The sequence below is a fragment of the Rhodococcus sp. NPDC080181 genome (assembly GCF_040702225.1).
In the GTDB taxonomy this organism is placed as follows: Bacteria; Actinomycetota; Actinomycetes; order Mycobacteriales; family Mycobacteriaceae; genus Rhodococcoides; species Rhodococcoides fascians.
Genome location: NZ_JBFBKN010000007.1, coordinates 1 through 26705 on the forward strand (window position 1 = coordinate 1; position 26705 = coordinate 26705).

25 protein-coding genes and 1 pseudogene are annotated in these 26705 nt (G+C 65.3%); 10 read left to right on the forward strand and 16 right to left on the reverse strand.

Annotated features, from left to right (window positions below):
* The 4 genes and pseudogenes from AB0O58_RS10335 to ptsP all read right to left on the reverse strand — a co-directional run.
* Positions 1-329: pseudogene (locus AB0O58_RS10335) on the reverse strand (IS30 family transposase); the annotation flags it as partial.
* Positions 330-425: 96 nt separating this feature from the next.
* Positions 426-1568, reverse strand: coding sequence for an acyl-CoA dehydrogenase family protein (locus AB0O58_RS10340; protein WP_027496854.1), 1143 nt, complete (start codon positions 1566-1568; stop codon positions 426-428).
* A 153-nt stretch (positions 1569-1721) separates the two neighbouring features.
* On the reverse strand, positions 1722-2993 hold the full coding sequence (locus AB0O58_RS10345; RefSeq protein ID WP_366238166.1) for a solute carrier family 23 protein: 1272 nt from the start codon (positions 2991-2993) through the stop codon (positions 1722-1724).
* Positions 2994-3013: 20 nt separating this feature from the next.
* The gene (gene ptsP, locus AB0O58_RS10350) at positions 3014-4753 is read right to left on the reverse strand and encodes a phosphoenolpyruvate--protein phosphotransferase (protein ID WP_366238167.1); all 1740 of its coding nucleotides are present in this window, start codon (positions 4751-4753) and stop codon (positions 3014-3016) included.
* 170 nt (positions 4754-4923) lie between these two features.
* Here ptsP and AB0O58_RS10355 point away from each other — a divergent pair, with 170 nt between their 5' ends.
* The 4 genes from AB0O58_RS10355 to AB0O58_RS10370 are packed head-to-tail and all read left to right on the forward strand — an operon-like array spanning position 4924 to position 9062.
* Positions 4924-5691 carry a DeoR/GlpR family DNA-binding transcription regulator gene (locus AB0O58_RS10355; RefSeq protein ID WP_027496851.1) on the forward strand — a complete coding sequence of 256 codons (768 nt, stop codon included), beginning with the start codon at positions 4924-4926 and terminating at the stop codon, positions 5689-5691.
* A complete protein-coding gene (locus AB0O58_RS10360; protein WP_032383682.1) occupies positions 5688-6698 on the forward strand; it encodes a 1-phosphofructokinase family hexose kinase in 1011 nt (336 codons plus the stop codon). The genes AB0O58_RS10355 and AB0O58_RS10360 overlap by 4 nt, the downstream gene beginning before the upstream one ends.
* An 8-nt stretch (positions 6699-6706) precedes the next feature.
* Entirely contained in the window at positions 6707-8761 is a 2055-nt protein-coding gene (locus AB0O58_RS10365; protein WP_366238168.1) for a fructose-specific PTS transporter subunit EIIC, read from the forward strand.
* A 43-nt stretch (positions 8762-8804) separates the two neighbouring features.
* A complete protein-coding gene (locus tag AB0O58_RS10370; RefSeq protein ID WP_027496848.1) occupies positions 8805-9062 on the forward strand; it encodes an HPr family phosphocarrier protein in 258 nt (85 codons plus the stop codon).
* On the opposite strand, the gene AB0O58_RS10375 is transcribed toward AB0O58_RS10370, so the two are convergent.
* From AB0O58_RS10375 to AB0O58_RS10395, 5 genes are all read right to left on the reverse strand, one after another.
* The gene (locus AB0O58_RS10375) at positions 9059-10162 is read right to left on the reverse strand and encodes a hypothetical protein (protein WP_366238169.1); all 1104 of its coding nucleotides are present in this window, start codon (positions 10160-10162) and stop codon (positions 9059-9061) included. The two genes, AB0O58_RS10370 and AB0O58_RS10375, sit on opposite strands and share 4 nt — an antisense overlap.
* Before the next feature lie 5 nt (positions 10163-10167).
* Entirely contained in the window at positions 10168-11589 is a 1422-nt protein-coding gene (hflX, locus tag AB0O58_RS10380; RefSeq protein WP_051365137.1) for a GTPase HflX, read from the reverse strand.
* Between the two features lie 184 nt (positions 11590-11773).
* The gene (gene dapF / locus AB0O58_RS10385) at positions 11774-12643 is read right to left on the reverse strand and encodes a diaminopimelate epimerase (RefSeq protein WP_363796781.1); all 870 of its coding nucleotides are present in this window, start codon (positions 12641-12643) and stop codon (positions 11774-11776) included.
* A gap of 24 nt (positions 12644-12667) precedes the next feature.
* Entirely contained in the window at positions 12668-13609 is a 942-nt protein-coding gene (gene miaA / locus AB0O58_RS10390) for a tRNA (adenosine(37)-N6)-dimethylallyltransferase MiaA (protein ID WP_045841802.1), read from the reverse strand.
* On the reverse strand, positions 13602-14324 hold the full coding sequence (locus tag AB0O58_RS10395) for a class III extradiol dioxygenase subunit B-like domain-containing protein (RefSeq protein WP_366238170.1): 723 nt from the start codon (positions 14322-14324) through the stop codon (positions 13602-13604). Before AB0O58_RS10395 ends, miaA begins: the two co-directional genes overlap by 8 nt.
* A 152-nt stretch (positions 14325-14476) precedes the next feature.
* Between AB0O58_RS10395 and AB0O58_RS10400 the strand changes: the two genes are divergently transcribed.
* Positions 14477-15952, forward strand: a complete 1476-nt coding sequence (locus AB0O58_RS10400; protein WP_230595122.1) for a DUF349 domain-containing protein — start codon at positions 14477-14479, stop codon at positions 15950-15952.
* Between the two features lie 26 nt (positions 15953-15978).
* On the opposite strand, the gene AB0O58_RS10405 is transcribed toward AB0O58_RS10400, so the two are convergent.
* Together AB0O58_RS10405 and miaB are read right to left on the reverse strand one after the other, a co-directional pair.
* Positions 15979-16566 carry a hypothetical protein gene (locus AB0O58_RS10405; protein WP_032366619.1) on the reverse strand — a complete coding sequence of 196 codons (588 nt, stop codon included), beginning with the start codon at positions 16564-16566 and terminating at the stop codon, positions 15979-15981.
* Positions 16563-18113: a tRNA (N6-isopentenyl adenosine(37)-C2)-methylthiotransferase MiaB gene (gene miaB, locus AB0O58_RS10410; RefSeq protein WP_366238198.1), complete on the reverse strand. Its 1551-nt coding sequence runs from the start codon at positions 18111-18113 to the stop codon at positions 16563-16565. The genes AB0O58_RS10405 and miaB overlap by 4 nt, the downstream gene beginning before the upstream one ends.
* A 249-nt stretch (positions 18114-18362) precedes the next feature.
* Between miaB and AB0O58_RS10415 the strand changes: the two genes are divergently transcribed.
* The 4 genes from AB0O58_RS10415 (at position 18363) to AB0O58_RS10430 (ending at position 21620) form a co-directional block, all read left to right on the forward strand.
* On the forward strand, positions 18363-19091 hold the full coding sequence (locus AB0O58_RS10415) for an amino acid ABC transporter ATP-binding protein (RefSeq protein WP_174557262.1): 729 nt from the start codon (positions 18363-18365) through the stop codon (positions 19089-19091).
* 52 nt (positions 19092-19143) lie between these two features.
* Entirely contained in the window at positions 19144-19974 is an 831-nt protein-coding gene (locus AB0O58_RS10420) for a glutamate ABC transporter substrate-binding protein (RefSeq protein WP_027496838.1), read from the forward strand.
* A 96-nt stretch (positions 19975-20070) separates the two neighbouring features.
* The gene (locus tag AB0O58_RS10425) at positions 20071-20748 is read left to right on the forward strand and encodes an amino acid ABC transporter permease (protein WP_027496837.1); all 678 of its coding nucleotides are present in this window, start codon (positions 20071-20073) and stop codon (positions 20746-20748) included.
* On the forward strand, positions 20748-21620 hold the full coding sequence (locus tag AB0O58_RS10430; protein WP_310181699.1) for an amino acid ABC transporter permease: 873 nt from the start codon (positions 20748-20750) through the stop codon (positions 21618-21620). The genes AB0O58_RS10425 and AB0O58_RS10430 overlap by 1 nt, the downstream gene beginning before the upstream one ends.
* 96 nt (positions 21621-21716) lie before the next feature.
* On the opposite strand, the gene AB0O58_RS10435 is transcribed toward AB0O58_RS10430, so the two are convergent.
* The 5 genes from AB0O58_RS10435 to AB0O58_RS10455 form a co-directional block, all read right to left on the reverse strand.
* Positions 21717-22268, reverse strand: coding sequence for a regulatory protein RecX (locus AB0O58_RS10435; protein WP_032366472.1), 552 nt, complete (start codon positions 22266-22268; stop codon positions 21717-21719).
* Between the two features lie 12 nt (positions 22269-22280).
* Positions 22281-23318, reverse strand: coding sequence for a recombinase RecA (gene recA / locus AB0O58_RS10440; protein WP_027496834.1), 1038 nt, complete (start codon positions 23316-23318; stop codon positions 22281-22283).
* Between the two features lie 193 nt (positions 23319-23511).
* Complete coding sequence (locus AB0O58_RS10445) at positions 23512-23703, reverse strand: DUF3046 domain-containing protein (protein ID WP_027496833.1); 192 nt, start codon at positions 23701-23703, stop codon at positions 23512-23514.
* A gap of 10 nt (positions 23704-23713) precedes the next feature.
* Complete coding sequence (locus AB0O58_RS10450; RefSeq protein ID WP_032366617.1) at positions 23714-24886, reverse strand: nucleotide disphospho-sugar-binding domain-containing protein; 1173 nt, start codon at positions 24884-24886, stop codon at positions 23714-23716.
* Positions 24887-24951: 65 nt separating this feature from the next.
* The gene (locus tag AB0O58_RS10455; protein WP_230595123.1) at positions 24952-25578 is read right to left on the reverse strand and encodes a TetR/AcrR family transcriptional regulator; all 627 of its coding nucleotides are present in this window, start codon (positions 25576-25578) and stop codon (positions 24952-24954) included.
* 223 nt (positions 25579-25801) lie between these two features.
* On the opposite strand from AB0O58_RS10455, the gene AB0O58_RS10460 reads away from it, so the two are divergent.
* Complete coding sequence (locus tag AB0O58_RS10460; RefSeq protein WP_057474059.1) at positions 25802-26698, forward strand: diacylglycerol kinase; 897 nt, start codon at positions 25802-25804, stop codon at positions 26696-26698.
* Positions 26699-26705: the final 7 nt, after the last annotated feature.

Sequence of the window (26705 nt, forward strand, 5' to 3'; positions counted from 1 at the left end):
TTGTAGTCGATACGTCGACCATCCGGGTGCAGGCGCGCACCACCGATCTTGCGGATGCCCCCGTCCCAGTCCTGCGCGGTCCGGAGGTGGACCCCAACCTCCCGAGCAGCCTCGCGCCGCGAGATTCCCGACGAGCGGAGTTCCTCGTATCGTCCCCGACCCGAATGCTCGGCCCGGCCGCTCCTTCCGCGCCCTTGCACACCCGCCTGACGAACCCACCCGAAGGCAGTGTTCCGGTTCACCCCGACACAGCGTGCGGCCGCGCTGACATTCCCGTCCTCACGGTCCAACGCCTCGAAAAACCGCACCTTCAACCCAGCACATGCCACGATCCCCGCAACTCCCTCAAATCGAGGGTGTTGCGGGGATCGTTAGAACCCGCCGATGCTGCGGCCCTTCTCGTCGGTCCTGAACGATGGAAAGAATCAGAGATTCAGTCCGCGACCGATGATCTCCTTCATGATCTCCGTGGTGCCGCCGTAGATGGTCTGTACCCGAGAATCCATGTACGCCTTGGCAATCGGGTACTCCTTCATGTAGCCGTACCCACCGTGCAGCTGAAGGCACCGGTCGATGAGCTTGACCTGGTTCTCGGTGGTCCACCACTTGGCCATGGCAGCTTCCTGCACGGTCAACTTGCCGTCGTTGAGCAGTTCGATGAATTTGTCGACCATGATGCGGGTGGCGGTGGTTTCGGTAGCGAGTTCCGCCAACACGAATCGCGTGTTCTGGAACTTTCCGATCGACTTACCGAATGCCTTGCGGTCACGGCAGTACTGAATGGTCATCTCCAGTGCCGATTCCATGGCCGCAGCGGCGACGACGGCAATCGAGAGCCGCTCCTGAGGCAAGTTCTGCATCAGGTAGATGAAGCCCATACCTTCTTCGCCGAGCAGGTTGGCGGCAGGAACCCGAACGTCGGTGAAGCTGAGTTCCGCAGTGTCCTGGGCCTTCATGCCGATCTTGTCGAGGTTGCGACCACGCTCGAATCCGGGCATGTCGCGCTCTACGACCAACAGGCTGAAGCCCTGGGCACCTTTCTCGGGGTCGGTGCACGCTACGACGATGATCAGATCGGCATTGATGCCGTTGGTGATGAACGTCTTCGAGCCGTTCAGTACCCAGTCGTCGCCGTCCCGAACGGCCTTGGTCTTGATGCCCTGCAGGTCGCTACCGGTACCCGGCTCGGTCATGGCGATCGCGGTGATCAGCTCACCGGAGCAGAATCCGGGCAGCCACCGCTGCTTCTGCTCGTCGTTGGCCAACTCGATGAAGTACGGCGCGACGACGTCGTTGTGCAGGGTGAAGCCGATGCCGCTGTAGCCGCCGCGGGTGGTTTCCTCGGTGACGATGGCGTTGTAGCGGAAGTCCTTGACGCCGCCGCCGCCGAACTCCTCCGGTGCGGCAGTCCCGAGGAAGCCCTGCTTGCCGGCCTCTACCCAGACGCCGCGGTCGACGATGTTCTGCTCTTCCCACTTCGCGTGATTGGGGGCTACGTGCTGTTCGAGAAACTTCCGGTACGACTCCCGGAACAGCTCGTGCTCGGGCTCGAAAAGTGTGCGTTCCACGCGGGTCTCCTTGTTCGGTGCGCACCGTCCTCGACCACGAGAAAGGGGTGTCACAGCGCGGTCGTCGGTGCGACTGACGTCACCGTTCAACAGTACGTTCGCGGTGCACCGGGGGTCGATGACCAAAACGTGCGCGATCCGTGACCGCCCCTGCTAGCGTCGTCGAGTCGTTCTCCCTCGGGCCAACGCCGAGACGATCGGGTATCCCACGAGGATGCCCAGCGATCCCCACGCGATACCACCGAGTTCGACCGATCCGACGGAGAGCGTCAGGTCGCCGATTCCGGCGACGAGTGCGGCGGCGACGACGGTGAGGTTCACCGGATCGGTGAAATCCACCTTGGCATCGGTCCAGATTCGAACGCCGAGCAGTCCGATGAGTCCGTAGAGCACGAGTGTCGCTCCACCGATGACACCGTCCGGGACGGTGAAGATCAGCGCACCGAACTTGGGCGAGAACGCCAACACGATCGCGGTGATCGCGGCAACCCAGTACGCCGCGGTCGAGTACACGCGGGTGGCGGCCATGACGCCGATGTTTTCCGCGTACGTGGTGGTTCCCGATCCACCGGCCGCACCGGCGAGGGTGGTCGCCAACCCATCGGCGATCAGAGCGTCACCGGCGACGTCGTCGAGGTTCTTTCCGGTCATCGCCGCGACGGCTTTGACGTGTCCGACGTTCTCGGCGACGAGGACGATCACCACCGGCAGCGCCACCAGAATCACCGACAGCTGGAAGGACGGGCCACGGAACTCGGGTAACCCGATCCAGCTCGCGGCGCTCAGAGCATCGAGTCGTGGTTGCGCGATACCGCCGGTGACGGCAGCGAATACCCAGCCCACGACCACACCGAGCAGGATTCCGAGCCGACCCACCAGACCGGGACCGACGGCCGTCGCGAGGAGAATCGCCACCAGGGTGACGGCCGCGACGAGCGGTTGCGCCTCGAACGAGGTCGTCGCGGCAGGGGCCAGATTGAGCCCGATCAATACGACCACCGCACCGGTGACGACGGGCGGCATCGCTGCGTCGAGTACCCGCGCTCCGGCGAACTTCACGACGAAGCCGATCGCAGCCAGCACGACGCCGACACACAGAACGGCACCGAGCTGCGCGGCGGGTCCGTCGGCTGCGGTCGCACCGAGCGGGGCCAGGAAGGCGAACGACGACCCGAGGTAGCTCGGCACCCGCCCGCGCGTGATGATCAGGAACAGCGCAGTACCGATGCCCGAGAACAGCAGCGTCGTCGAGACCGGGAACCCGGTGATGGTCGGAACCAACAGTGTCGCCCCGAACATCGCGACGACGTGCTGCATCCCGATGCCGACAGTGCGTGGCCACGACAAGCGTTCGTCCGGTGCGACCACCGCCCCCGCGTCGACGGTTCGTCCGTTTCCGTGCAGCGTCCAACCCTTAGTTCTCATGATGGGAAGAGACTATTGCGTCACCCGAGGATCGCGCTCACTGCCTCACGGGCTGCGGCGGTGCTGTCGGTCTTCAGTGCAGCTGCAGCTGCGGCCTTGCACTGATCGAGGGTCACGGTCGCCAACTTGGACCCGACGTGGGCGACGGCGGCGGAGGCCGCGGACAACGACGTGATGCCCATTCCTACCAGCACACAGGCCAGCAGGGGGTCGGCGGCAGCCTCGCCGCAGACACCGACGGGCTTGCCCACCTTCGCGCCGGCCGCGGCCGTGTGCGCCACCAGTGCGAGCACGGCCGGTTGCCACGGATCGGTCAGACCGGCCAGCTGGGCCGACATCCTGTCGGCGGCCATCGTGTACTGAGCCAGGTCGTTGGTACCGATGGACAGAAAGTCCACGTGCTCGAGGATGTGCTCGGCGAGCAGAGCGGCAGCGGGAATCTCGATCATGACGCCCGGGGTCAGTCCGCGTTCGCGCACATCCGCGGCGAAGTCCTGTGCTTCCTGCGCGGTGGCGATCATCGGTGCCATCACCCACGGGGACGACTCGGTCGCCTTGGCTGCCGCGGCGATGCCGTCGAGCTGGCGGTACAGAATGCCGCGGTCGGCTTCGGCGATACGGATACCGCGGATGCCGAGCGCCGGATTGGCCTCGTCGGGGTGGTTGGCGAAGCGAAGTGGTTTGTCCGAGCCGGCGTCCAGGGTGCGGACGACGACCTTCTTACCTGCGAAGGCGTCGAGGACCTGGCCGTAGATCTCGGCTTGCTCGTCGACGGTCGGTTCGGAATCGCGGTCCAGAAAGCACAGTTCGGTGCGGAACAACCCCACCCCGTCGGCTGCGCTGGAGCGCGCTGCGCGGGCACCGGCACCGTCCTGGACGTTGGCGAGGATATCGACGGAATGTCCGTCGGAGGTCGCGCCCGGCCCGGTCCACCGAGACACTCGGTCCAATTCGTCCCTGGCCGAGACGACTGCTGCGCGGGCGGTGTCGGCATCCGGTTCCAGTTCGATGCGTCCACTGGTTCCGTCCACGGATGCATGCGTGCCGGCGGCGATGTCGTCGAGACCTGCGACGGCCACGATGCAGGGAATCCCCAGCTGCCGCGCGATGATCGCGGTGTGACTGGTCGGGCCGCCCAGTGAGGTGGCGAGGCCGACGATGAGGGTGGGGTCGAGGCCCGCGGTGTCGGCGGGTGCCAAGTCGTCGGCGAACAGTACCGACGGTTCGGCCGGCACGGGAACACCCGGCTCGGGCACACCGAGAATTTCGGCGATGACGCGATCTCGAATGTCGCGCAGATCGGTCACTCGTTCGACCATCAATCCGCCGAGCTGGGTGAACATGGCGGCGAACTTCTCGGTCGCGGCAGCAGTGGCGGTGACGGCGGTGCTGCCCTTGGCGATCGAGGATCGTGCGGCCCCGAGCCAACCACGGTCCGATGCCATGGCCGCATTCGCCGACAGCACCTCCGACGCTGCCCCGGTCGCCAACTCTGCACGGCCGCGCAGCCGCGTCGCGACGGCGTTCGCCGCTGCATCGAACACAGCCTTCTCGGACTCCCGATCGGCCTCGGCCACCTCACCGGTGTCGGCCGGGATGGCCGGACGTGCCCCGGGACGGATGACGGGTCCGTAGCCGACTCCGGGCACGACGGGCGTGCCGAGCAGTGTCGTGGACTCCGCTCCGATCGACGACGTCCCATCTGCAGCAGGTGTTGCATCGGTGTGTCCGGTCGATGCGGTGCTGACCGATCCCGTCATGTGGTCCTCCTCGGATCCTGCGTGTACGTCTGTCGTCCCGGATGTCAGATGAGTGTGCCGCACCTGGCTTCCCGATGATGTTGTGACCGAGATTACTCCAAACCCTTGACATGTCAACACACACGGGCGTAAAACAACATAAAGCAACATCAACCGGGAAGGAGACGCAGGTGTACGCAGAAGAAAGACAGCACGCCATCGCTGAGCTGATCAGCACGCAAGGACGCGTCTCCGTCAACGACCTGGCTGCCAACTACGGGGTCACCACCGAAACCGTGCGACGCGATCTGGCCACCCTCGATCGACTCGGAGTGGTACGCCGCGTGCACGGTGGAGCAGTACCCGCCTCGGCGCTGACCACACTCGAGCCGGGCGTTTCGGAGCGGGAATTCACCCGCGCGGACCAGAAGGATGCGATCGCAGCGGCTGCATTGTCGTTCCTCCCACCCGTCGGCGGCAGTGCGGTCTTCGATGCGGGCACCACCACCGGCCGCCTGGCGGGACTGCTACCGCACGATCGCGAACTCACCATGGTCACCAATTCCGTACCGATCGCAGCCCGGGCCGCAACCATGCCGAGCATCAGTCTTCGATTGCTCGGCGGGCGTGTTCGAGGAACGACACAGGCCGCTGTGGGCGACGAGGCACTGCGCGCCCTCGAATGGCTACGGGTGGACGTTGCGTTCATCGGAACCAACGCCATCAGCGTCGGACACGGACTGTCCACCCCCGACAGCGACGAAGCCGCGGTCAAGCGCGCCATGGTCGACGCCGCGAACCATGTTGTCGTGCTGGCAGATTCGTCGAAGATCGGCCGCGAGCACCTGGTGAGTTTCGCCCGAGTAGACACCATCGACGTCATCGTCACCGACAGCGACATCTCGAACGAAGACCGTAAACAACTCAGCAACAAAGGAATCGAGGTGGTGATCGCATGATGGTCACGCTCACGGCCAATCCGAGCATGGACCGCACGGTCACGCTCGAGACGCCGCTGACCCGCGGCGGCGTGCACCGGGCGTCGTCCTCGGCCGTCGACCCGGGCGGCAAGGGCGTCAACGTCGCTCGCGTCATCGGCGGATCGGGAGTAGAGGCGCTGGCCGTCCTGCCGGCCAACGTCGGCGATCCATTACTCGACGCGATGTCCGCCAAAGGCGTTCGATACTCGGCAGTTCCGACGTCCGGACCGGCGCGCACCAACATCACCGTCAGCGAAATCGGTGGCACGACCACCAAGATCAACGAGCCGGGTGCCACCGTGTCGGAGCAGACACGCGCCGAGCTGCGAGACCGGATTCTCACTCTCGCTGTCGATGCCGAGTGGGTGGTGCTGTCGGGTTCGCTTCCTCCCGGCCTGCCCGTCGAGTGGTACGCGGAACTGGTTGTCGCCCTTCGCGCTACCACGGCCAAAGTTGCGGTGGACACCTCCGACGAGCCGCTGCTCGCTCTCGCAGATCGGTTTCCGGAATCGGCACCCGACCTGATCAAGCCCAACTCGGAGGAACTCGCCCAGCTCACCGGGTACGATTCCGAGGAGCTGGAAAGCGCTGCAGCACAGGGTGATCCATCGGCCGCCGTCGCCGCCGCAACGATTCTTCTCGGCCGAGGAGTGGGTGCCGTACTGGCGACGCTCGGCAGCGCCGGAGCAGTCCTGGTCACCCAGGGCGGTGCCTGGTACGCCAGCCCACCTCCGATCACGGCCGTCAGCACCGTCGGCGCAGGAGACTCCTCGCTGGCCGGCTACATTCTGGCCGACGTCGAGAACTGTTCCGACGCAGACAAACTTCGCCGCGCCGTCGCCTACGGAACGGCAGCCACCGCACTTCCAGGCACCACGCTTCCCCTGCCCGAGCAGACCCATCCGACTTCGGTGACGGTTCGCGCGCTCGACATCTCCACGTCCGTCACCCCGTCCACGCTCTCCCCTTCTTCGAACCGTCTCTAGGAGCCCCCATGTCCACCCCCACCGAAGATCAGCCGATCATCGCCGAGGATCTGATCCTACTCGACGCCGATCTGGGCGAATCCAAAGCTGCCGTCATCGAACGCCTCGCAGGCGTGCTGGCCCACGCGGGTCGCGCAACCGACACCGACGCCCTGCGCGACGCAGCCCTTGCGCGCGAAGCCCAGTCGGCCACCGGCCTGCCCGGCGGCATCGCAATTCCGCACTGCCGTTCCGAGGCGGTCACGAGCGCCTCGCTCGGCTTCGCCCGCCTGAACCCCAAGGTCGACTTCGGCGCCCCCGACGGCCCCGCCGACCTCGTCTTCCTCATCGCTGCACCGGCCGGAGCCGGTTCGGCGCACATGAAGCTGCTCTCCAGCCTGGCTCGGGCACTGGTCAAGCCCGAATTCGTCACCTCACTGCGCAACGCGTCCTCGCCCGCCGAGATCGTCTCGCTGGTCGACGGAGTCATCAACCCGGCCGCCAAGCCGGTTGCCGCAACCGCTGCAGCTGCGCCGGTCGACACCGCGAAGCACAGTGCGCCTGCAGCCACCCCCGAGACGGCAACATCCGCCTCGCCCAAGCACATCGTGGCAATCACCGCCTGCCCCACCGGAATTGCGCACACCTACATGGCTGCCGATTCACTCGTCGCCGCAGGCGAGCGCGCGGGTGTCACGGTGCACGTGGAGACTCAGGGCTCGAGCGGCAGCACGCCCCTCGACCCCGCACTCATCGCCGGTGCCGAGGCCGTCATCTTCGCCACCGACGTGGGCGTCAAGGGCCGTGAGCGATTCGCCGGTAAGCCCGTCATCTCTTCCGGCGTCAAGCGCGCCATCAACGAGCCCGACGTCATGGTCACCGAAGCGCTCCGCGCAGCTCTCAATCCGGATGCTGCTCGCGTCGGCGGCACCGCTGTCGCGGCCGGCTCCACCGACTCTGCCGGTGAGCTCGGATGGGGCACCCGCCTGCGTCAGATCCTGCTGACCGGTGTCAGCTACATGATTCCGTTCGTCGCCGCCGGTGGACTCCTGATCGCCCTCGGATTCCTGCTCGGTGGGTACGAAATCAAGGATGTCGCCGAGGACATCGTCGTCAACAACTCCATCACTTCGCTGCCCGACGGCGGAATCGCCGCCTACCTCGGTGCCGTGCTGTTCCAGATCGGCGCGCTGTCCTTCAGCTTCCTGGTGCCCGCGCTGGCCGGTTACATTTCCTATGCCATAGCCGACAGACCAGGTCTGGCACCAGGTTTCACCGCCGGCGCAGTGGCCGTGTTGGTGGGCGCAGGCTTCATCGGCGGTCTCGTCGGTGGCCTGATCGCCGGCTTCGTCGCACTGTGGATCAGCAAGTGGAAGATCCCCGCGGTTCTGCGTGGCCTGATGCCGGTTGTCATCATCCCGCTGTTCGCCACCCTCATCGTCGGCGCGATCATGTTCCTGCTGCTCGGCAAGCCGCTCGCCGCGATCACCAATGGACTGACCGACTGGCTCAACGGACTCAGCGGTTCCTCGGTCATCATCCTCGGCATCATTCTCGGCCTGATGATGTGCTTCGACCTCGGCGGACCGGTCAACAAGGCGGCCTACGCCTTCGCCACTGCAGGCCTGTCGGTCACCGACACCGCCTCACTGCGCATCATGGCAGCGGTCATGGCGGCCGGAATGGTGCCGCCCCTGGCCATGGCACTGGCCTCGACCGTTCGTTCGCGTCTGTTCACCGAGGCCGAGCGCGAGAACGGTAAGGCTGCATGGTTCCTCGGAGCAGCATTCATCTCCGAGGGCGCCATCCCGTTCGCCGCGGCCGATCCGTTCCGCGTCATCCCCTCGATGATGGCCGGCGGCGCAGTCACCGGTGCCATGATCATGGCCTTCAACGTCACCCTCAGCGCGCCCCACGGCGGGATCTTCGTGTTCTTCGCCATCGGAAACATCCTGTGGTTCATCGTCTCGCTGGCCGTGGGCACCATCGTCTCCGCATTCCTGGTGGTCTCCGCCAAGCAGTTCATCAAGGGCAAGAACGCACCGACCGACGCCGAACTCGACCCGGCACTCGCCACCGTCTGACGCTCGATACGATCCAACGAACCCACTACGCAAGGAGCAGCACATGCCCAGCACCACAGTCGCAGTCGGATCCTCGATCGGCCTGCACGCCCGCCCCGCAGCACTGATCGCCGATGCCGTAGCCGAAGCCGGAGTCGACGTCACGCTGGCAACAGCGGACTCCGAGCCGGTGGACGCCGGTTCGGCGCTGATGATCATGACCCTCGGCGCCACCAAGGGCACCGAAGTCACCGTCACCAGCGACGACCAAGCAGCACTCGACAAAGTTGCAGCACTCGTCGAAGCAGATCTGGACGCCTAACCAGAGCGCATCGATCGCCGGACGGTGAATCCCACCGCTCCGGCGATCAGCACCACCCCGGCAGCGACGGCAGCTCGGAATTTCCATTCCGAGTCCGTCGCTGTCGTCGTCTGTGCGGGTGCCGCAGGAGCAGCAGAATCGCGGGTCGGCGACGCCGGCGCAACCGAGGCGGTTGATGGTGTCGACAGCTCCACCGACGTCAGGTTCGGAATCTTCAAAATGGGCGGCAGCGTTCCGTCGGTCGGTGCGAACCCGGCTTCCGACGCGAGCAGAACGGAACCGTCGTCCAGGAACGTCGCCGCCTCGCCCTGCGGCTGAGCCGGTAGCGCGACGACGGCTCGGGGTGAGGTGGGGTCGACCAGCGCCGACGCGACGTCCCCGTCGGGCGGACGGAACACATACGCATCGGTGTACGTGCGCACCACGGCGGTCGATCCGTCTGCACTCACCGCTCCCCCGGTCGCCAGAATCGAGCCGACCACGAACGGCGGCCCACCGGCCGTACCGGTGGCCGTGAAAGCCATCTCACCGACCTTGCGCAGCGGCGTCGGGCCCGGACTGCTCAGATCGGTGACGGATTCGTCTCCGGTCGGTACGTACACCCCGCTGACACCCGAGAGTTCCTTGGTGACGATCACCGGCCGACCGCCGGGTTCGATGAGCAGTGTCTCGGCGTCGTGTGCGCCGTCGGGGTAGGCCAGTCGATACAGCTCGCCCGCGCCTGTTTCCGGGTCCATTCGCGTCAGTGCCACAGTGTCGCGGCGCAACTGATTGTCGCCGATGTCGGCCAACCACAGTGAACCGTCGTACGACGCCATGTCCTCCACGTCGTACGGGTCGACGGGAACGTCGATCCAACGCTGCACCGCACAGTTCGCGTCGAGCACCGCGACCCGATCGTCGGCACCGCTGTCGCCGATCCCGTACACGGTGCCGTCGAGCACCGTCGCACCGGACAGCTCTTCGAGTCCGGGATCGGTTGGTAGACAGTAGGTTACAACGTCGACCGGCGCGGCCAGGGCGGTCGAAGCACAAGTCAGCACGATCGCCGTGCCGACCACGGCCGCGGCGCCACCACGCACCACTGCGCGCGGATTCACCGAACTCAGGCGCTGGGTACGGTCGCGGTGAACTCGACGAGGGCGGCCGCAAGTGATTGCGGCACACGAGCTTCGACGCGCGTGCCGTCCGCCTCGTGCGTCGACTGCACTATTCGGCCATCGGTGTGGATCCTGGCGACCAGGTCGCCGCGGGTGTACGGGACGAGAACGTCGACCAACACATCGGGCTCGGACAGTATGTCGCCGAGGTGATCCCGCAGCGCATCGATGCCTTCACCGGTCTTGGCCGAGACGAATCGTGCGCCGTCGAGCAGGCCACGCAACTGCGTCAGCTGGACCGGATCTGCGGCGTCGATCTTGTTGACCACCAACAACTCCGGTGGCATCTTCGCGTCCTGCTCGCGGACCACCTCGGTGATCACTTCGCGTACTGCTTTGATTTGATCGATCGGTAGCGGATCGGAACCGTCGACCACGTGCAGCAACAGGTCGGCGTCGGTCACTTCCTCCAGTGTGGAGCGGAAGGCCTCGACCAGCTGGGTCGGCAAATGCCGGACGAATCCGACGGTATCGGTCAGCACGATCGCGCGGCCGTCTTCGAGCGTCGACTTCCGCGTCGTCGGATCGAGGGTTGCAAACAGCGCATTCTGAACCAGCACACCGGAACCGGTCAGCGCGTTCAACAGACTCGACTTGCCCGCATTGGTGTATCCGACGATCGCGATCGACGGCACCGTGCCACTGAGCCGCTGCTCGCGTTTGGTGTCGCGAGCCTGCTTCATGCCTTTGATCTCACGGCGGAGCTTGGCCATGCGCTCACGGATGCGTCGGCGATCGGTCTCGATCTTCGTCTCACCCGGTCCACGAAGACCCACGCCGCCGTTGCTACCGGCGCGTCCGCCGGCCTGACGCGACATGGATTCACCCCAGCCGCGGAGCCTGGGCAACATGTATTCCATCTGGGCGAAGGCGACCTGTGCCTTGCCTTCTCGTGACGTCGCGTGCTGCGCGAAGATGTCGAGGATCAGTGCGGTTCGATCGATGACCTTGACCTTGACGACCTTTTCCAGCGCATTGAGCTGGGCGGGCGTCAGTTCGCCGTCGCAGATCACAGTATCGGCCCCGGTCGCGAGCACGATGTCGCGCAGTTCCTTGGCTTTGCCCGAGCCGATGTAGGTTGCCGCGTCGGGTTTGTCCCGACGCTGCATCAGCGCCTCGAGTACTTCGGAGCCTGCAGTCTCGGCGAGCGCGGCCAGTTCGGTCATGCTGGATTCGGCCTGTGCCGCAGTACCGGTGGTCCATACTCCGACCAGTACGACGCGTTCGAGGCGCAACTGCCGGTACTCGACCTCGGTGACGTCGGCGAGCTCGGTCGACAGTCCGGCGACTCGTCGCAGCGCAGTCCGCTCCTCGAGTTGCATATCGCCCGAGGACGGGGAGTCATCGTCGAGGGGTGAGCGCGCCATCCGCCTCGACCATGCGTCGGACTCCTCGCGGGTCCATGCAGATGCGGTATCGGGTGAACCGTCGGCATCATGGTCGACCGGTTCGCCCGCAGGTGATGTTTCATGTGAGTTCGTCATACAACTCCCATGATCCACGAAAAGCCCAGCGTGTGCACGCGGGTTTCGCTCGGAGCCGGCGCGACGGTCAGGACTGCCCGGCGAACCAACGGTCGTCGACCTCTCCCCGGGCGAGCAGTACCGACGGTCCGCGCAGGGTTGCACCGACGTGGTCGATGGACACTCGGACCCGACCGCCGAGCACACCGACACTCACGTCTCCGGTCTCGAGCCCCTCGTAACTGAGCGCGGCAGCGGCGGCAGCGACGGTTCCGGTGCCACACGAGCGTGTCTCTCCGACGCCGCGTTCGAAGACGCGCATCTCGACTGCACCGTCGTCGAGCCGGGTCAGAATCTCGACGTTCGCACCGTGGGGAAAGAACTCGGAATCGAGAGTCGGCGGAGCCGTGAAGTCCAGCGCCCGCAACGCGGTGCGGTTCAGCGCGGGATCGACGCAGGCCAGATGCGGGTTCCCGACATCGACACCGATCCCCTCGTACGCTGCACCGGCCAGGGTCGTCGCGCTCGAACCCAGCAGGGTGACGTCGCCCATGGCCACGGTCACGTCGGCATCGGTCTCGTCGTACGAGTGCACCGTCACCGCACGTGCGCCTGCGCGAGAGCCGACCACGAACTGATCGCGCTGCTCGAGATCGTGGACTCGCAGGTAGTGCGCGAAGACTCGGACCCCGTTTCCGCACATCTCGGCGATGGTGCCGTCACCGTTGCGGTAGTCCATGAACCAGTCCTCGGCCTCGACACCGGCCGGGATTCGATCGAGCACACCCGCGTCCCGCAGCACCCCGGCGCGCGCGACACGCAGTACCCCGTCGGCGCCGATCCCCTGCCGTCGATCACACAGCACCGCGACCGCCGACCTGGTGAGTTCGAGCTCGGCACCGGGATCCGGCAGCACGACGAAATCGTTCTGCGTTCCGTGGCCCTTGGCGAATTCCATGTCGGCGAGTCTACGGGGACCGACCTAGCCGAGTTCGATCGCGGACAGCGCATCCGACCGCAGGGTGGGCGATGCGCCGTCGAGCCACCGCACTCGTTCGTCGCGGCGGAACCACGACCGCTGGCGACGCACATAGCGCCTGGTGCCGATGAACGTCCGCTCACGCGCATGGTCGACGTCGTACTCCCCGGCCAGCACATCGAGCGCCTGGGCGTATCCGATCGCCCGTGACGCCGTCACTCCGTCGCGCAGGCCGAGATCCAGCAACGCTTCGACCTCGTCGAGCAACCCGGAATCGAACATGCGCCGAGTACGCAGATCGATCCTCTCGTCCAACTCTGCGGTCTCACGGTCGACGCCGAGCACCACCGTGCCCCAGCGCGGTTCACCGATGACCGGGGCCGAGGCTGCGAAAGGCCGACCGGTCAATTCGACCACTTCCAAGGCCCGCACCATCCGCCGTCCGTCCGTGGGCAGGATCGACGCGGCAGCGTCCGGATCGACCTCCGTCAGAGCGCGGTGGATCGCGTCGACTCCGTCGCGTTCGAGCACCGCCTCCCACTTGGCCCGGACGACCGGGTCCGTGGCGGGAAAGGCCCATTCGTCGAGCAGTGATTGGACGTACATCATCGAACCGCCCACGATGATCGGCCGACGGCCACGGGATCGAATGTTCTCGACGTCGGCGACGGCAGCCGATTGGTAACGCGCCACCGTCGCGATATCGGTGACCTCGAGCACATCGAGCTGATGGTGCACGATGCCGCGGCGCTCCGGCACGGTCACTTTCGCGGTACCGATGTCCATCCCCCGGTATTGCTGCATCGCGTCGATGTTGACGATCTCCCCGCCCAGCTCCTCGGCCAGGTCCAGCGCCAGGTCCGATTTGCCCGCAGCGGTCGGTCCGATCACTGCCACCGGTGTCGTGGCCGAATCCTCGGCGGTCGCCCCGGTTTCGTCAGCCACGGGACCAGAGCCCGACGAAGTATCCGACACCGAACGGTGCGCCCCGATACAGCTCGGTCGTCGAGACGGCGTCGGTTCCCGCGAGTGCTGCGAGCATCTGCCAGGCCGGTCGGCCCCGCACGCCGATCGCTGCGCAGAGGCCCTCGTCGAGCTCCGCGAGGGCGTCGACGTCGGCGGTGGCAAGAGCATCGTCGATGCGACGCTGCACGTCCGCGGCGCGCGAATCGAACGACCCCGGTGCCTTCGGGGTGAGGGTGTTCGCGCCGTCTGCCAGCACCAACACTCCCCACCTGTCGTCGGACGCGTCGAGTTCGCGGCGCAGTTCCATCCCGGTGTGCGAGCACCACCGTGCGCTCGCGTCCGCGGGTACCGTGCGGACCTCGATTGCCCTGTCGGCCGCCGCCGCACCGCGCAGCCAGCCGGCGAGGAGAACCGCCGGCGGCAACTCGGGGTCCGGCCCGGACCGTGCCGGCGAACCGGACAGCCGCACCTCCACATCGACGCCGTACCCACGCAGGGTGCCGACCGTCGTCTCGTCGTACCGCCCCTCGCCGTCGTCGACGCCGACCGCGAGCCACCGGTCGGCCACCGCGGACAGCTGCTCGACAGCAGACACAGCAGCGGCCCGAAGCTCGGTTGCCTCGGCTGCTGCCCGGCCCATCAGTTCGGGGACCAGTAACGGCGGAGAGGGCACCAGGGCCGCGGCACAGAACACACGTATCACGCTAGTCGGTGACGCGACTTGGCCGGACGAGTCCACCTCGAACCGTCTGAGCTGTTTCAATGGTCCGATCGGTCGTCACCGAGTTCAATGGTGTCCAGATCGCGATCGTAGGCAGCCGTGACGCGCGGCAGAGATGAGGAACAATGACCGACCCGAACGCCGGTACCCCCACCACCCCCGACGCCCCGTCGTCGGTTGCACCCGCCGATCATTCCGGTGGTGACGCGACCATTACACCTTCGACCGGAGGACCCAAGCCAGGTGGCGGCCCCAAGCCCGGCGGCGGACCGAAGCCCGGCGGACCGAGTTCTGCTTCTCCTCGTCCCGGCGCACCCCGCCCCGGTGGCTCCTCGGCAGCCAAGCCACACCCGACGGCCGCGCATGTGCCCACCGTGGTCGCGCCGGCGAGCGATCCGAGCAAGTACGGCCGGGTCGACGACGACGGCACCGCGTGGGTGAGCACCTCGGACGGCGAGCGTCAGGTCGGCTCCTGGCAAGCGGGCGACGCAGCGGAAGGCCTCGCGCATTTCGGGCGGCGCTACGACGATCTGGCCACCGAGGTCGGACTGCTCGAAGCCCGACTGACGTCGGGTACCGGTGATGCCAAGAAAACCAAGGCTGCGGCCTCGGCGCTGCTGGAGAGCCTTCCGACGGCTGCGGTGATCGGCGACCTCGATCTGCTGGCTCGCCGACTCCACGCCGTCGTCGAGCACTCCGACGCAGCAGCGGCGGTCGCCAAGCAGGAGAAAGAGCTCGAACGCGCCGAGCACACTGCCCGCAAGGAAGCCCTCGCCGCCGAAGCCGAGCAGATCGGCAGTGAATCGACGCAGTGGAAGCATGCCGGGGATCGGCTGCGCGAAATTCTGGACGAATGGAAGACGATCCGCGGGGTGGATCGAAAGATCGACGATGCGCTGTGGAAGCGGTACTCGAAGGCCAGGGAGAACTTCAACCGGCGTCGTGGTGCGCATTTCGCCGATCTCGATCGGGAGCGAGGAGCAGCCAAGACCCGCAAGGAAGAGCTGGTCGAGCGCGCAAAAGCGTTGTCCTCGTCCACCGATTGGGGTCCCACTGCAGCCGCATTCCGAGACCTGTTGGTGGAGTGGAAAGCGTCGGGCCGAGCTCCGCGGGACGCCGACGACGCATTGTGGAAGAACTTCAAGGCCGCCCAGGACGTGTTCTTCGCGGCACGCAACGCCGCGGCGTCGGAGCGCGACGCGGAATTCGAGGCCAACGCCGAGGCCAAGGAAGCGTTGTTGGCGAAGACACATATCGATCCGAGCAAGGACCTCGACGCTGCTCGTGCGGCGCTGCGTGATCTGCAGGACAAGTGGGACGCCATCGGCAAGGTTCCGCGCGAGAAGATGCAGGAACTCGAAGGCAAGCTCCGCGCGATCGAGAAGACCGTCCACGACGCCGTGGAGTCTCAGTGGCGTCGGTCCGACCCCGAGGCGGTTGCCCGCGCGGCTCAGTTCCGTGAGCGAGTGGCCCAGTTCGAGGATCAAGCGGCCAAGGCGACGGCGGCAGGCAAGACCAAGGACGCCGAACGGGCGCGTGCGCAGGCCCAGCAGTGGCGTGAATGGGCCGATGCCGCGGAAAGTGCCGTCGACGAGTTGTGACCTGCAGTGCGGGCGGCCACACGAACTCAGGGGTTCGAGTGGCCGTCCCACAGGCGTAGCTTCTGCTCGCCCGACGCCGCCGCGATACGGCGCTGTTCCTGAGCGGCGAGCTGAGAGTTGGTCTTGTTCCATACGGCTTTGAGCCAATGGAACGTCAGCACCATCACCGCGATCCACGCAATGACGAGACCGATGCCCGGTCCGCCGCCCTGCAGGTTGTCCGGCACGGTCTGCCGCGTCCAGATCGAGAGCATCCCGTACACCGACGACACCGCACACCCGGCGAGGGCGGCCCAGGCCAGCGCCCAGACGCGGGTGACCAGCGCGAGCACCGACATCACCACACCGAACGTCAGCACCAGCACGACGAAAACGCGCGACGGCAGGGCAATCGATTCCGCGACCGCTGCGTCGCTGCCCGTCAGCACGTCGAATCCGGTGGCCGATCCGGTGTGCGGCAACGCGAACGTGACCAACAGAACCAGCACAAGACCGGCCACCACCATGGCTCGCGCTCCCGGATCCAGCTCGGTCATCACCGCTCGCTCGGTTCGTCCGAGTTCCTCGGCGGTTCGCGAGGGTACGACGCGATCGGGTCCATCTGTGTCTGTCATACGGTGCATCCTGTCTGAACCGGAAGCGGTGCCGGGGCACCGATCGAGGGAAGTCCGAGACCGACCCCGATCGGGGCCGTCTTCGGCATGATGCCGCGTTCGTGGGCGTCGCCTGCCGCGGTCCGTCGGTGCGTCAGCACTCCGGCGTCGGCGATCAGGTGGTACGGGGCCGCGGCGGTGAGGGTCGTCGTGACGACGTCGCCCGGGCGAATGTCGCCCGCCCGCTCGGCGTCGACGGCGAAGTGCACCAGTCGGCCGTCCCTGGCGCGTCCGCTCATCCGATGAGTTGCGTTGTTCTTGCGCCCCTCACCGGTGGCGACGAGCAATTCGACCTCGGTGCCGATCAGGGCCTGATTCGCGGCCAGGACGATCTCCTCCTGCAACGCGATCAACCGCAGATACCGTTCCTGTACAACCTCTTTCGGTACCTGATCGGGCATGTCGGCCGCCGGGGTGCCCGGGCGCTTGGAGTACTGGAAGGTGTACGCGTTGGCGAACTTCGCACGCCGCACCACCTCGAGGGTCTGCTCGAAATCTTCTTCGGTCTCGCCGGGGAAACCGACGATGATGTCGGTGGTGATGGCCGCGTGCGGCATGGCCGCGCGAACCTTGTCGATGATGCCCATGAACTTCGTCTGTCGATAGGACCTGCGCATCGCCTTGAGGATTCGGTCCGAGCCGGACTGCAGCGGCATGTGCAGCGTGGGACAGATGTTCGGGGTCGATGCCATCGCCTCGATGACGTCGTCGGTGAACTCGGCCGGATGCGGAGACGTGAACCGCACTCGCTCGAGTCCTTCGATGGATCCGCACGCGTTCAGCAGCGCGGCGAACGCCCCGCGGTCGCGAGGCAGATCGGGGTCGGCGAACGAGGCACCGTAGGCGTTGACGTTCTGCCCCAGCAGCGTCACCTCGAGCACGCCCTGGTCCACCAAAGCCTGTACCTCGGCAAGGATGTCGCCCGGCCTGCGGTCGATCTCCTTGCCGCGCAGCGCCGGAACGATGCAGAACGTGCAGGTGTTGTTGCAGCCCACCGAAATCGATACCCAGCCGGCGTACGCGGACTCCCGCTTGGCCGGCAGGGTGGACGGGAAGGCGTCGAGAGACTCGAGTATCTCGACCTGAGCCTGCTCGTTGTGCCGGGCGCGCTCGAGCAGTACCGGCAGCGACCCGATGTTGTGCGTACCGAAGACCACGTCCACCCACGGAGCCTTGTCCACGACGGTGTTGCGGTCCTTCTGAGCCAGGCAACCGCCGACGGCAATCTGCATGTTGGGGTTCCGCGTCTTCGCGGGCCGGAGCATGCCGAGGTTTCCGTACAGCTTGTTGTCCGCGTTCTCGCGTACAGCGCACGTGTTGAACACGACGAGATCTGCGTCGGTACCGGCGTCGGCGGGCACGTAACCGGCCTCTTCGAGCAGCCCGGACAGGCGTTCGGAATCATGAACGTTCATCTGGCAGCCGTGTGTGCGCACCTCGTAGCTGCGGGCGCCTGCCGCCGATGGGGCACTGGCCGTCTCGGGGTCGACGCTCCCGCGATCGGTCACGTCCACGGTCGAAAAAACACTCGTTTGCACCTCTTCAGGGTACGTCCATCGCACGGGCGGACACGCCGGGGTCACGGGGCCCTCCGCGGACTGTGCAGGCGCTATGCGTGCCGACAGTAAAGTTTCCATTACATAATCGAAGACTGCGGGCGAAAACGCCGGTCGGCGAGGAAACTACGCATAGGGTTTCCACCTATGACGCACGCCACCGACGCCCCGGCAGCGACACCACCGCCGGGCGCCCCTTCGATGATCTCGCTCAAATCCGTCGACAAGCACTTCGGTGATCTGCACGTACTCAAGGACATCAATCTCGAAGTGCCGGCCGGCCAGGTCGTCATCGTCGTGGGTCCGTCCGGATCCGGCAAGTCGACGCTGTGCCGGACGATCAACCGGTTGGAGCCGATCGATTCCGGTGCCATCGAGGTCGACGGGGATCTACTCCCCGCCGAGGGCAAGGCCCTCGCTGCACTGCGTGCGGATGTCGGCATGGTGTTCCAGTCGTTCAACCTCTTCGCACACAAGACCATTCTGCAGAACGTCATGCTGGCACCGATGAAGGTGAGAAAGCTCAAGAAGGACGAGGCCGAGAAGAGCGCACTGGCTCTGCTCGAACGCGTCGGCATCGCCAACCAGGCAGACAAGTACCCGGCTCAGCTGTCGGGTGGTCAGCAACAGCGCGTGGCCATCGCCCGCTCACTCGCCATGAACCCCAAAGTGATGCTCTTCGACGAGCCCACCTCGGCCCTGGATCCGGAGATGGTCAACGAGGTACTCGACGTCATGACCTCGCTGGCCAAGGAGGGCATGACAATGCTCGTCGTCACCCACGAGATGGGCTTCGCCCGCAAGGCAGGCGACCGAGTCATCTTCATGGCCGACGGTGCCGTCGTCGAGGACACCGATCCCGAAACCTTCTTCAAGTCCCCGAAGTCCGAACGCGCCAAGGACTTCCTCGGCAAGATCCTCGGTCACTGATCAGATTCACCGCTCGTCCCCGTACGTACGACCTATCCGAAGGACATTCACTGTGAGAATCACCCGACCGCTTCGCCTCGGTGTCGCCATCGCCGCTCTGTCCATCGTCGCCACCGCCTGTGGCGGCGGCGAAGAAGCGCGCACCATCTCGAGCAGCGCCGAGAACGGCAGCCTCATCGTCGGCATCAAGTTCGATCAGCCGGGCCTCGGCCTCCGCAATCCGGACGGCTCGTTCAGCGGCTTCGACGTCGAGGTGGCCAAGTACGTCGCAGGCAAGCTCGGTGTCGACGAGGCGAACATCGAATTCAAGGAATCCCCGTCCGCGCAGCGCGAGACGCTGATCCAGAACGGTGAGGTCGACTACATCGTCGCCACCTACTCCATCACCGACACCCGCAAGGAGAAGGTCGGCTTCGCCGGACCGTACTTCGTGGCAGGTCAGTCGCTCCTGGTGAAGCAGGACAACACCGACATCACCGGTCCCGATTCACTCGAGGGCAAGAAGCTGTGCTCGGTCACCGGTTCCACCCCGGCACAGAACATCGCCGACGAGTACCCGGGAGTCCAGCTTCAGCCGTTCGACACCTACTCCGCCTGCGTCGAAGCACTGCGCAACGGCACCGTGGACGCCGTCACCACCGACGACATCATCCTTGCCGGTTACGCCGCTCAGTCCCCCGGTCAGTTCAAGGTGGTCGGTGAGCCCTTCACCACGGAGAACTACGGCATCGGCCTGAACAAGGACGACACCGACGGACGCAACAAGATCAACGACGCCATCGAAGAGATGGTGACCAGCGGTGCCTGGGAGCAGGCGTTCAACGACACCGTCGGCGCGTCGGGCTACCCGCTGCCGAGCCCGCCCACCGTCGACCGCTACTGATCGACTGCTACTGATCGACCACGCCGTCGTGTCCCGCTCGTCGCGGGCGGGACACGACGGCTCGATCTCGCCGAGCCGTGAGGATCAACAAGCACCGTGAACCTATTGAGCAAGTACGGCGATCAACTGATCGACGCGTTCCTCTCGACCATCTACCTGACGTTGGCATCCCTCGTCGGTGCGTTGGTCATCGGAACGATCATCGCCGCGATGCGCGTATCACCCATTCCGATTGCGCGCGGAATTGCGGCGACGTACGTCACCATCTTTCGTAACACCCCCTTGACCCTGATCATTCTGTTCACCTCGTTCGGGCTATATCAGACAATGGGCGTTTCTCTGGCGTCGGAGTCCTCACCGACGTCACTCGACGACAACAACTTTCGATTGGCGATCCTCGGGCTGAGCATCTACACCGCGTCGTTCGTGGCCGAGTCACTGCGATCGGGCATCAACACCGTCCCGGTGGGGCAGGCCGAAGCGGGCCGCTCGCTGGGAATGACGTTCACCCAGAACATCTCGATCGTCGTTCTTCCTCAGGCGTTCCGCGCGGTGGTCGGCCCGCTGGGAAGCGTCGTGATCGCGTTGACGAAGAACACGACCATCGCATCGGTCATCGGCGTCGCCGAGGCGTCGTTCCTGATGAAGAACATGATCGAGAACGAGGCCGCGATCTTCGTCGTCGGCGGAATCTTCGCGCTCGGCTTCATGATCTTGACGCTCCCGACCGGGTTGCTGTTCGGCTACATCAGCAAGCGATTGGCGGTGTCATGATGAGTGATGCAGTAGCAGTTCTGTACGACGTTCCCGGACCCAAAGCGGTACTGCGATACCGCATTCTGACTGTCGTCGTCGCGGTGATCTCGCTCGGAATCGCATTTCTGATCTACCGCGCCCTCGACTCGAAGGGGCAGCTCACTGCCGAGAAGTGGGACCCGTTCCTCGAATCGACAACGTGGACCACGTATCTGTTGCCCGGTATTCAGGGAACTCTGGTCGCGGCGGCATTGTCGATCGTGTTCGCCCTGATTCTCGGTGCCGTCCTCGGCATCGGCCGCCTCTCGGATCACCGCGCTGTACGGATCGTCAGCGGTGCGATCGTCGAATTGTTCCGTGCAGTTCCCGTGCTGATCCTGATGATCTTCCTGTACGCGGTGTACGCCGATTACGAGGTCTTCAAGGTCAAGTACCTGGCGTTGGCCGCGGTGGTCACCGGCCTCACTCTGTACAACGGATCGGTGATCGCCGAGATCGTACGTGCCGGAGTCAATTCACTGCCGAAGGGTCAGCGCGAAGCCGCCTCGGCGCTGGGCATGCGCAAGAGCCAGGTCATGACCCTGGTACTGCTCCCCCAGGCCGTGACCGCGATGCTGCCCGCCATCATCTCGCAGATGGTGGTGGCACTGAAGGACTCGGCGCTGGGATACATCATCGGGTACGTCGAAGTAGTCCGTTCCGGTCAGCAGGTCGGCGCGTTCTACAGCAACTACCTCCCGTCGCTGATCATCGTCGCCGTCATCATGATCATCATCAACTCGGCGTTGACGAAACTGGCGACCGTGGTCGAGCGGCGTCTGCGATCGCGAAAGCGTAAGGGCGGCAACGCCGCTGTCGTGCCTGCGCTCGACGGCGGTCAAGCGGCCTGAGCTCCGCACCGTTCGGCTGCACAGCAGTATGGCCCGCAACACCGATGGTGTTGCGGGCCATACTGTTTCTCGACTACCTGAACTCGATGTGGACGATCACATCGAATCTGGGCCGTCGAAGTCTTCGGTGTCGGCTCCTGCGCGATCGAGTTGTTCCTTGACCACGGCGAATGCCATTCCCTGCGAGTAGCCGCGGCGGGCCAGCATCCCGACCAACTTGCGCACCACTTTGTCGCGTTCGGCTCGTGCGTCGGGCCCGTTCGGATCCGGCAGATGCAGTGTTCGGAATCGTTTGCGCACCAACTCCGCAGCACGCTGACGCTCGTCTTCGGCATCGATCAGATCCAGGGCGTTCACGGCCAACTCGTTGCTGACGCCTTTGTTCCGCAGCTCCATGCTCAGGGCGCGTTTGCCCTTGCCGGAGTACTTGTGCCGAGATTGAACCCACTGCTCCGCGAACGACTCGTCGTCGACGAGTTTCGCCTTCTCGAGTCGGTCGAGCACTGCGGTGGAGACCTCGTGGGTGAAACCCTTCTTGGACAAGCTGGCTTCGAGTTCGTGTCTGCTGCGTGCCCGGTCGGTCAGCAGCCGAAGGCAGACGTCTTTCGCCTGCGCTTCGGTGCCGCCGCCGTTGTCTCGCTGCTGCACAGCGAACCCAGGTTAGAAGTCGACCGGAGCAGCTGCGGGCTCCTCTGCGGTGACGTCCGCACCGATCTGCAGCTTCTCCATGATCTTCTTCTCGATTTCGTCACGCACATCGGGATTCTCGAGCATGAACTTACGGGCGTTCTCCTTGCCCTGTCCGAGCTGATCGCCTTCGTAGGTGAACCACGAGCCCGACTTGCGGATGAACCCGTGCTCGACACCCATGTCGATCAACGAGCCTTCACGGCTGATGCCCTTGCCGTAGATGATGTCGAATTCGGCCTGCTTGAAAGGCGGGGCGACCTTGTTCTTGACGACCTTGACACGGGTGCGGTTACCGATGGCCTCGGTTCCGTCCTTCAGCGTCTCGATCCGACGGATGTCCAGACGTACCGAGGCATAGAACTTCAATGCCTTACCACCGGTGGTGGTTTCGGGGGAACCGAACATGACGCCGATCTTTTCGCGCAACTGGTTGATGAAGATCACGGTGGTGCCGGAGTTGCTCATGGCACCGGTGATCTTGCGCAGCGCCTGGCTCATCAGACGAGCCTGCAGACCCACGTGACTGTCACCCATCTCGCCTTCGATCTCGGCGCGCGGTACCAGTGCGGCCACCGAGTCGACGACGAGGATGTCGAGGGCACCGGAGCGAATCAACATGTCGGCGATTTCCAGGGCCTGCTCACCGGTGTCGGGCTGCGAGACCAACAGTGCGTCGGTGTCGACACCGAGCTTCTTCGCGTAGTCGGGGTCGAGCGCGTGCTCGGCATCGATGAACGCGGCGATTCCGCCGGCACGCTGAGCGCTGGCCACCGCGTGCAATGCGACGGTGGTCTTACCCGAGGACTCAGGACCGTAGACCTCGATGACTCGGCCGCGGGGCAGACCTCCGATGCCGAGTGCCACGTCGAGCGCGATCGATCCCGTGGGGATGACGGCGATGGGCTGACGGACCTCGTCGCCGAGGCGCATCACCGAGCCCTTACCGAAATTCTTGTCGATCTGCGCGAGTGCGAGATCGAGCGCTTTGTCGCGGTCGTATGCAGCCATCGTGAGCTCCCTGTGTCGTTTCGTTCAGCTGTGTCTGTCGATCAGCTTGTTGGCGGTAACGCTAGAACGGGGTACCGACAAGAAGTTCTTCGAGACCGGCCAGCAACCGTTGACATCAGCATAGGCGAACACGTGTTCGAGTCAACTACCACGGCTTTCGACACGCCGAGCGACTCGAGCCGATGCGGTGGAGCTACCAACGTTCCTTGGGCACATCGAACTCGTAACAGATCGACCGCCATACTTCCCGCGGGTCGACACCGTCTTCGATGGCCTGCGCGCCCGTCCGTCCGATACCGGACAGCACATGATCGGCGAGCAGGGAATTGCCTCGAACGGAGCCGAACTCCTCGGTGAGCAGTTCACGAAATTCGGTCAGACGCACATCGATCAGCCTAACGCCCGCCCTCGGCGTCGCTACCGGCGAGCACCTCGCGGCAGACCGAGACAGGATCCTCGACGTGATGCGCGCCTGCAGCCGCCGAGGTCGCTGCCGCCGCATGACGAGGGTCGGACAGCACGGCGGACACGGCGTCGGCAATTGCACCCGCGGTGGCGGGACGCACCAGTACGGCACTCCCCTGCCGAGCGGCCCGGTTCGCCAGCTCCCATTGATCGCCGCCGCCCGGCACGGTGACCACTGGAACTCCGTGGATGAGCGCCTTGGCCAACATGCCGTGACCACCTCCGCACACCACGACATCGGCGCGGCGCAGCAATTCGTCCTGGCGACCGAGTCCGGCATTCGCCCATTCCGGCACGTCGTCGGGCCCCCCGTCGAGCACCGAGGCCACTACCCGGACGCCTGTGCCGTCCAATCCCTTCAGAGCCATCTCCAACATTCCCTCGGCCCCGGTGAACGCCGTCGACGGGGCCACCATCACCAGCGGCGTATCGCCGGCGGGGACGTCGAGCAATTCGTCGGTGGGCTCCCACAGCAGTGGGCCCACCACATGGGCATCCCCCGGCCAGTCGGGCCGCGGCACTTCGAGTGCGGGAATGGTGGCGATGAGCCGAGCAGCCGGCCCGGGATCGCGTGCGGGTAGTCCGATGCTCACTCGGGCGTCGGCGCGCTGTTGCTGCCCGCGGGCGATAGAGCGCGCCGTCAACGCGCGCATCACCGTATCGCGAAGACGACCCCGAACACCGCGTCCGGGCGCGAGCCCACTTCCGATGGGCGGCAACCCCTTCGATGGCGAATACAGCGGGTGGGGCGAGAGCTCGACCCAGGGAATTCCCAATCGCTCGGCAGCCATTCCGCCTCCGGCCGTGAGAATATCGGAGACCACCAGATCGACGTTCTCGCGCTCGAGGTCCGGCAACAGTTCTGTCGCGACAAAGGCTGCGCGCGAATGAATGCGCTGCCCGGCATCGAGATCGTCGTCCTCCGGTCGCGGCAGCAGGCCACCCAGTGGGAGCGTGCGAAGACCGGCCGCTCTGGCGTCGCCGACCCACCGGCTTCCGGTGAACAGGACCGGATCGTCACCCGCCCGCTCGAACAACAGCGACAAGGCGATAGCGGGAAACGCATGTCCTGGGTCCGGGCCGGCCACCACTGCTACTCGCACGCGCTCAGCGTGCCACATCGCCGCGCTGGACGATCACCGATCGTGCCGGGCAGCGGCACCGACGGTCAGGCTTTGTCGGGACGAAGGTAGGCGTCGACGGCGTCCGCCATCTGGCGTACCACCTCGCCACCCGGAACCCGTTCGGACACCATCTCGGCGGACTGGACGGCGGACTGGACCATGAGCAGGACGAGCGTCGCCAGGGTATTCGGATCCCCGTCGCGGATCGACGAATCACGTTGTCCCGCTTCGACAAGACGCGCAACCGCATCGATGATCAACGATTGGCTGGTACCGAGGCGGTGCAGAATGTAGGTCGCGAGCACGTCCGAGTCCGACCGCAGAATCTTGACGAACAGCGGATGCTGCCTTATTCGATCTCCCGCCTGAACCACAGCAACGACGATCTGCTCGCGTCCGGACGCGGTGGCGTCGAAGTCGGGAATCAGGGCAGCGATCTCACGGGTGAGCAGGCTCGACACCACTGCTCGGGTATCGGCCCACCGCCGATACACCGTGGGCCTGCTGACTTTGGCGCGTCGTGCGATCTCGGCGAGGGTCGTGCGCTTGACTCCTCGTTCGAGGATGCACGAGCGTGCGGCGTCGAGAACGGTGTCCTCCACCGACTTCTCGGGTGCTGCCTCCAGGGAGGACTCGACCGAGGCGGGAGTCGACACCTGCTGCTCGATCACAGATCACCCTTCGCACAACGGTCGGAAGTAAAGTACTTCACTCGGAAACATTTCGTGTCGTTACTATACCTCACAGTAACAGCGACACCGTGTTGCACAGTGACCGTCGGCCCGTCCGTCCGTATTCTTCGGTGCCATTGTCGGGTGCCGATCACGCCGCCGACCTGCGCAGGAAACCTCGACCCTGGCAAGCTGATCGAGTGACCGACGAATTCGAGCTTGCATGACGCGATCGGTGACCGTTCTGACCAATCCCACGGCCGGCGGTGGTCGAGCAGTTCACGCAGCACGGCGCGCCGTGACGCGTCTGCGCGAGCGTGAACTCGACGTCTCGACCGTCGAGGGCCGAACGGCGGGTGATGCGCTGGAGTTGTTGAAGCGAGCCGTCGGGTGCGGGACGGATGCCGTCGTTGCCGTGGGCGGCGACGGGGTCGTCAATCTCGCGTTACAGGTGATCGCGGAAACCGACACTCCGCTCGGACTGATTCCTGCGGGCACAGGCAACGATTTGGCCCGGACGCTCGGGGTCCCCCTCGACGATCCCACCCGCGCAGCGGATCTCGTGGTCGACGGAGTCGTGACGTCGATAGATCTCGGTAGGGTCGGGACGCGCTGGTTCGGTACGGTCCTGTCGAGCGGCTTCGATTCACTGGTCACCGAGCGCGCCGGCCGCCTGCAGTGGCTTGCCGGCCCGGTGCGGTACAACGCGGCCATGATATTGCAGTTGGCTGCTCTCCGAACACTTTCTTACACAATAGAATTGGATGACGCCGAGCTGCACCTGGATGCCGTTCTCGTCGCCGTCGGAAATGGCAGCAGCTACGGCGGCGGCATGGCCATCTGCCCGACCGCACGAGTGGACGACGGGCTGTTCGCCATCACTGTCGTCCGGGATGTGAGTCGAACGCGATTGCTTGCGCTGTCGCCGACGTTGTATCGGGGTGCCCACGTCGACCTTCCGGAGGTCGAGGTCTACAGCGCCCGGAACGTGACAGTGCACTGCGACGACATGGTGGCGTACGCAGACGGCGAACGCATCGCAGAATTACCCGTCACGATCGAATGCGTGCCGCGTGCGTTGCGAGTGTTCGTCGGAGCGGATTCCCCACTGCGCACGTAACGCGGTC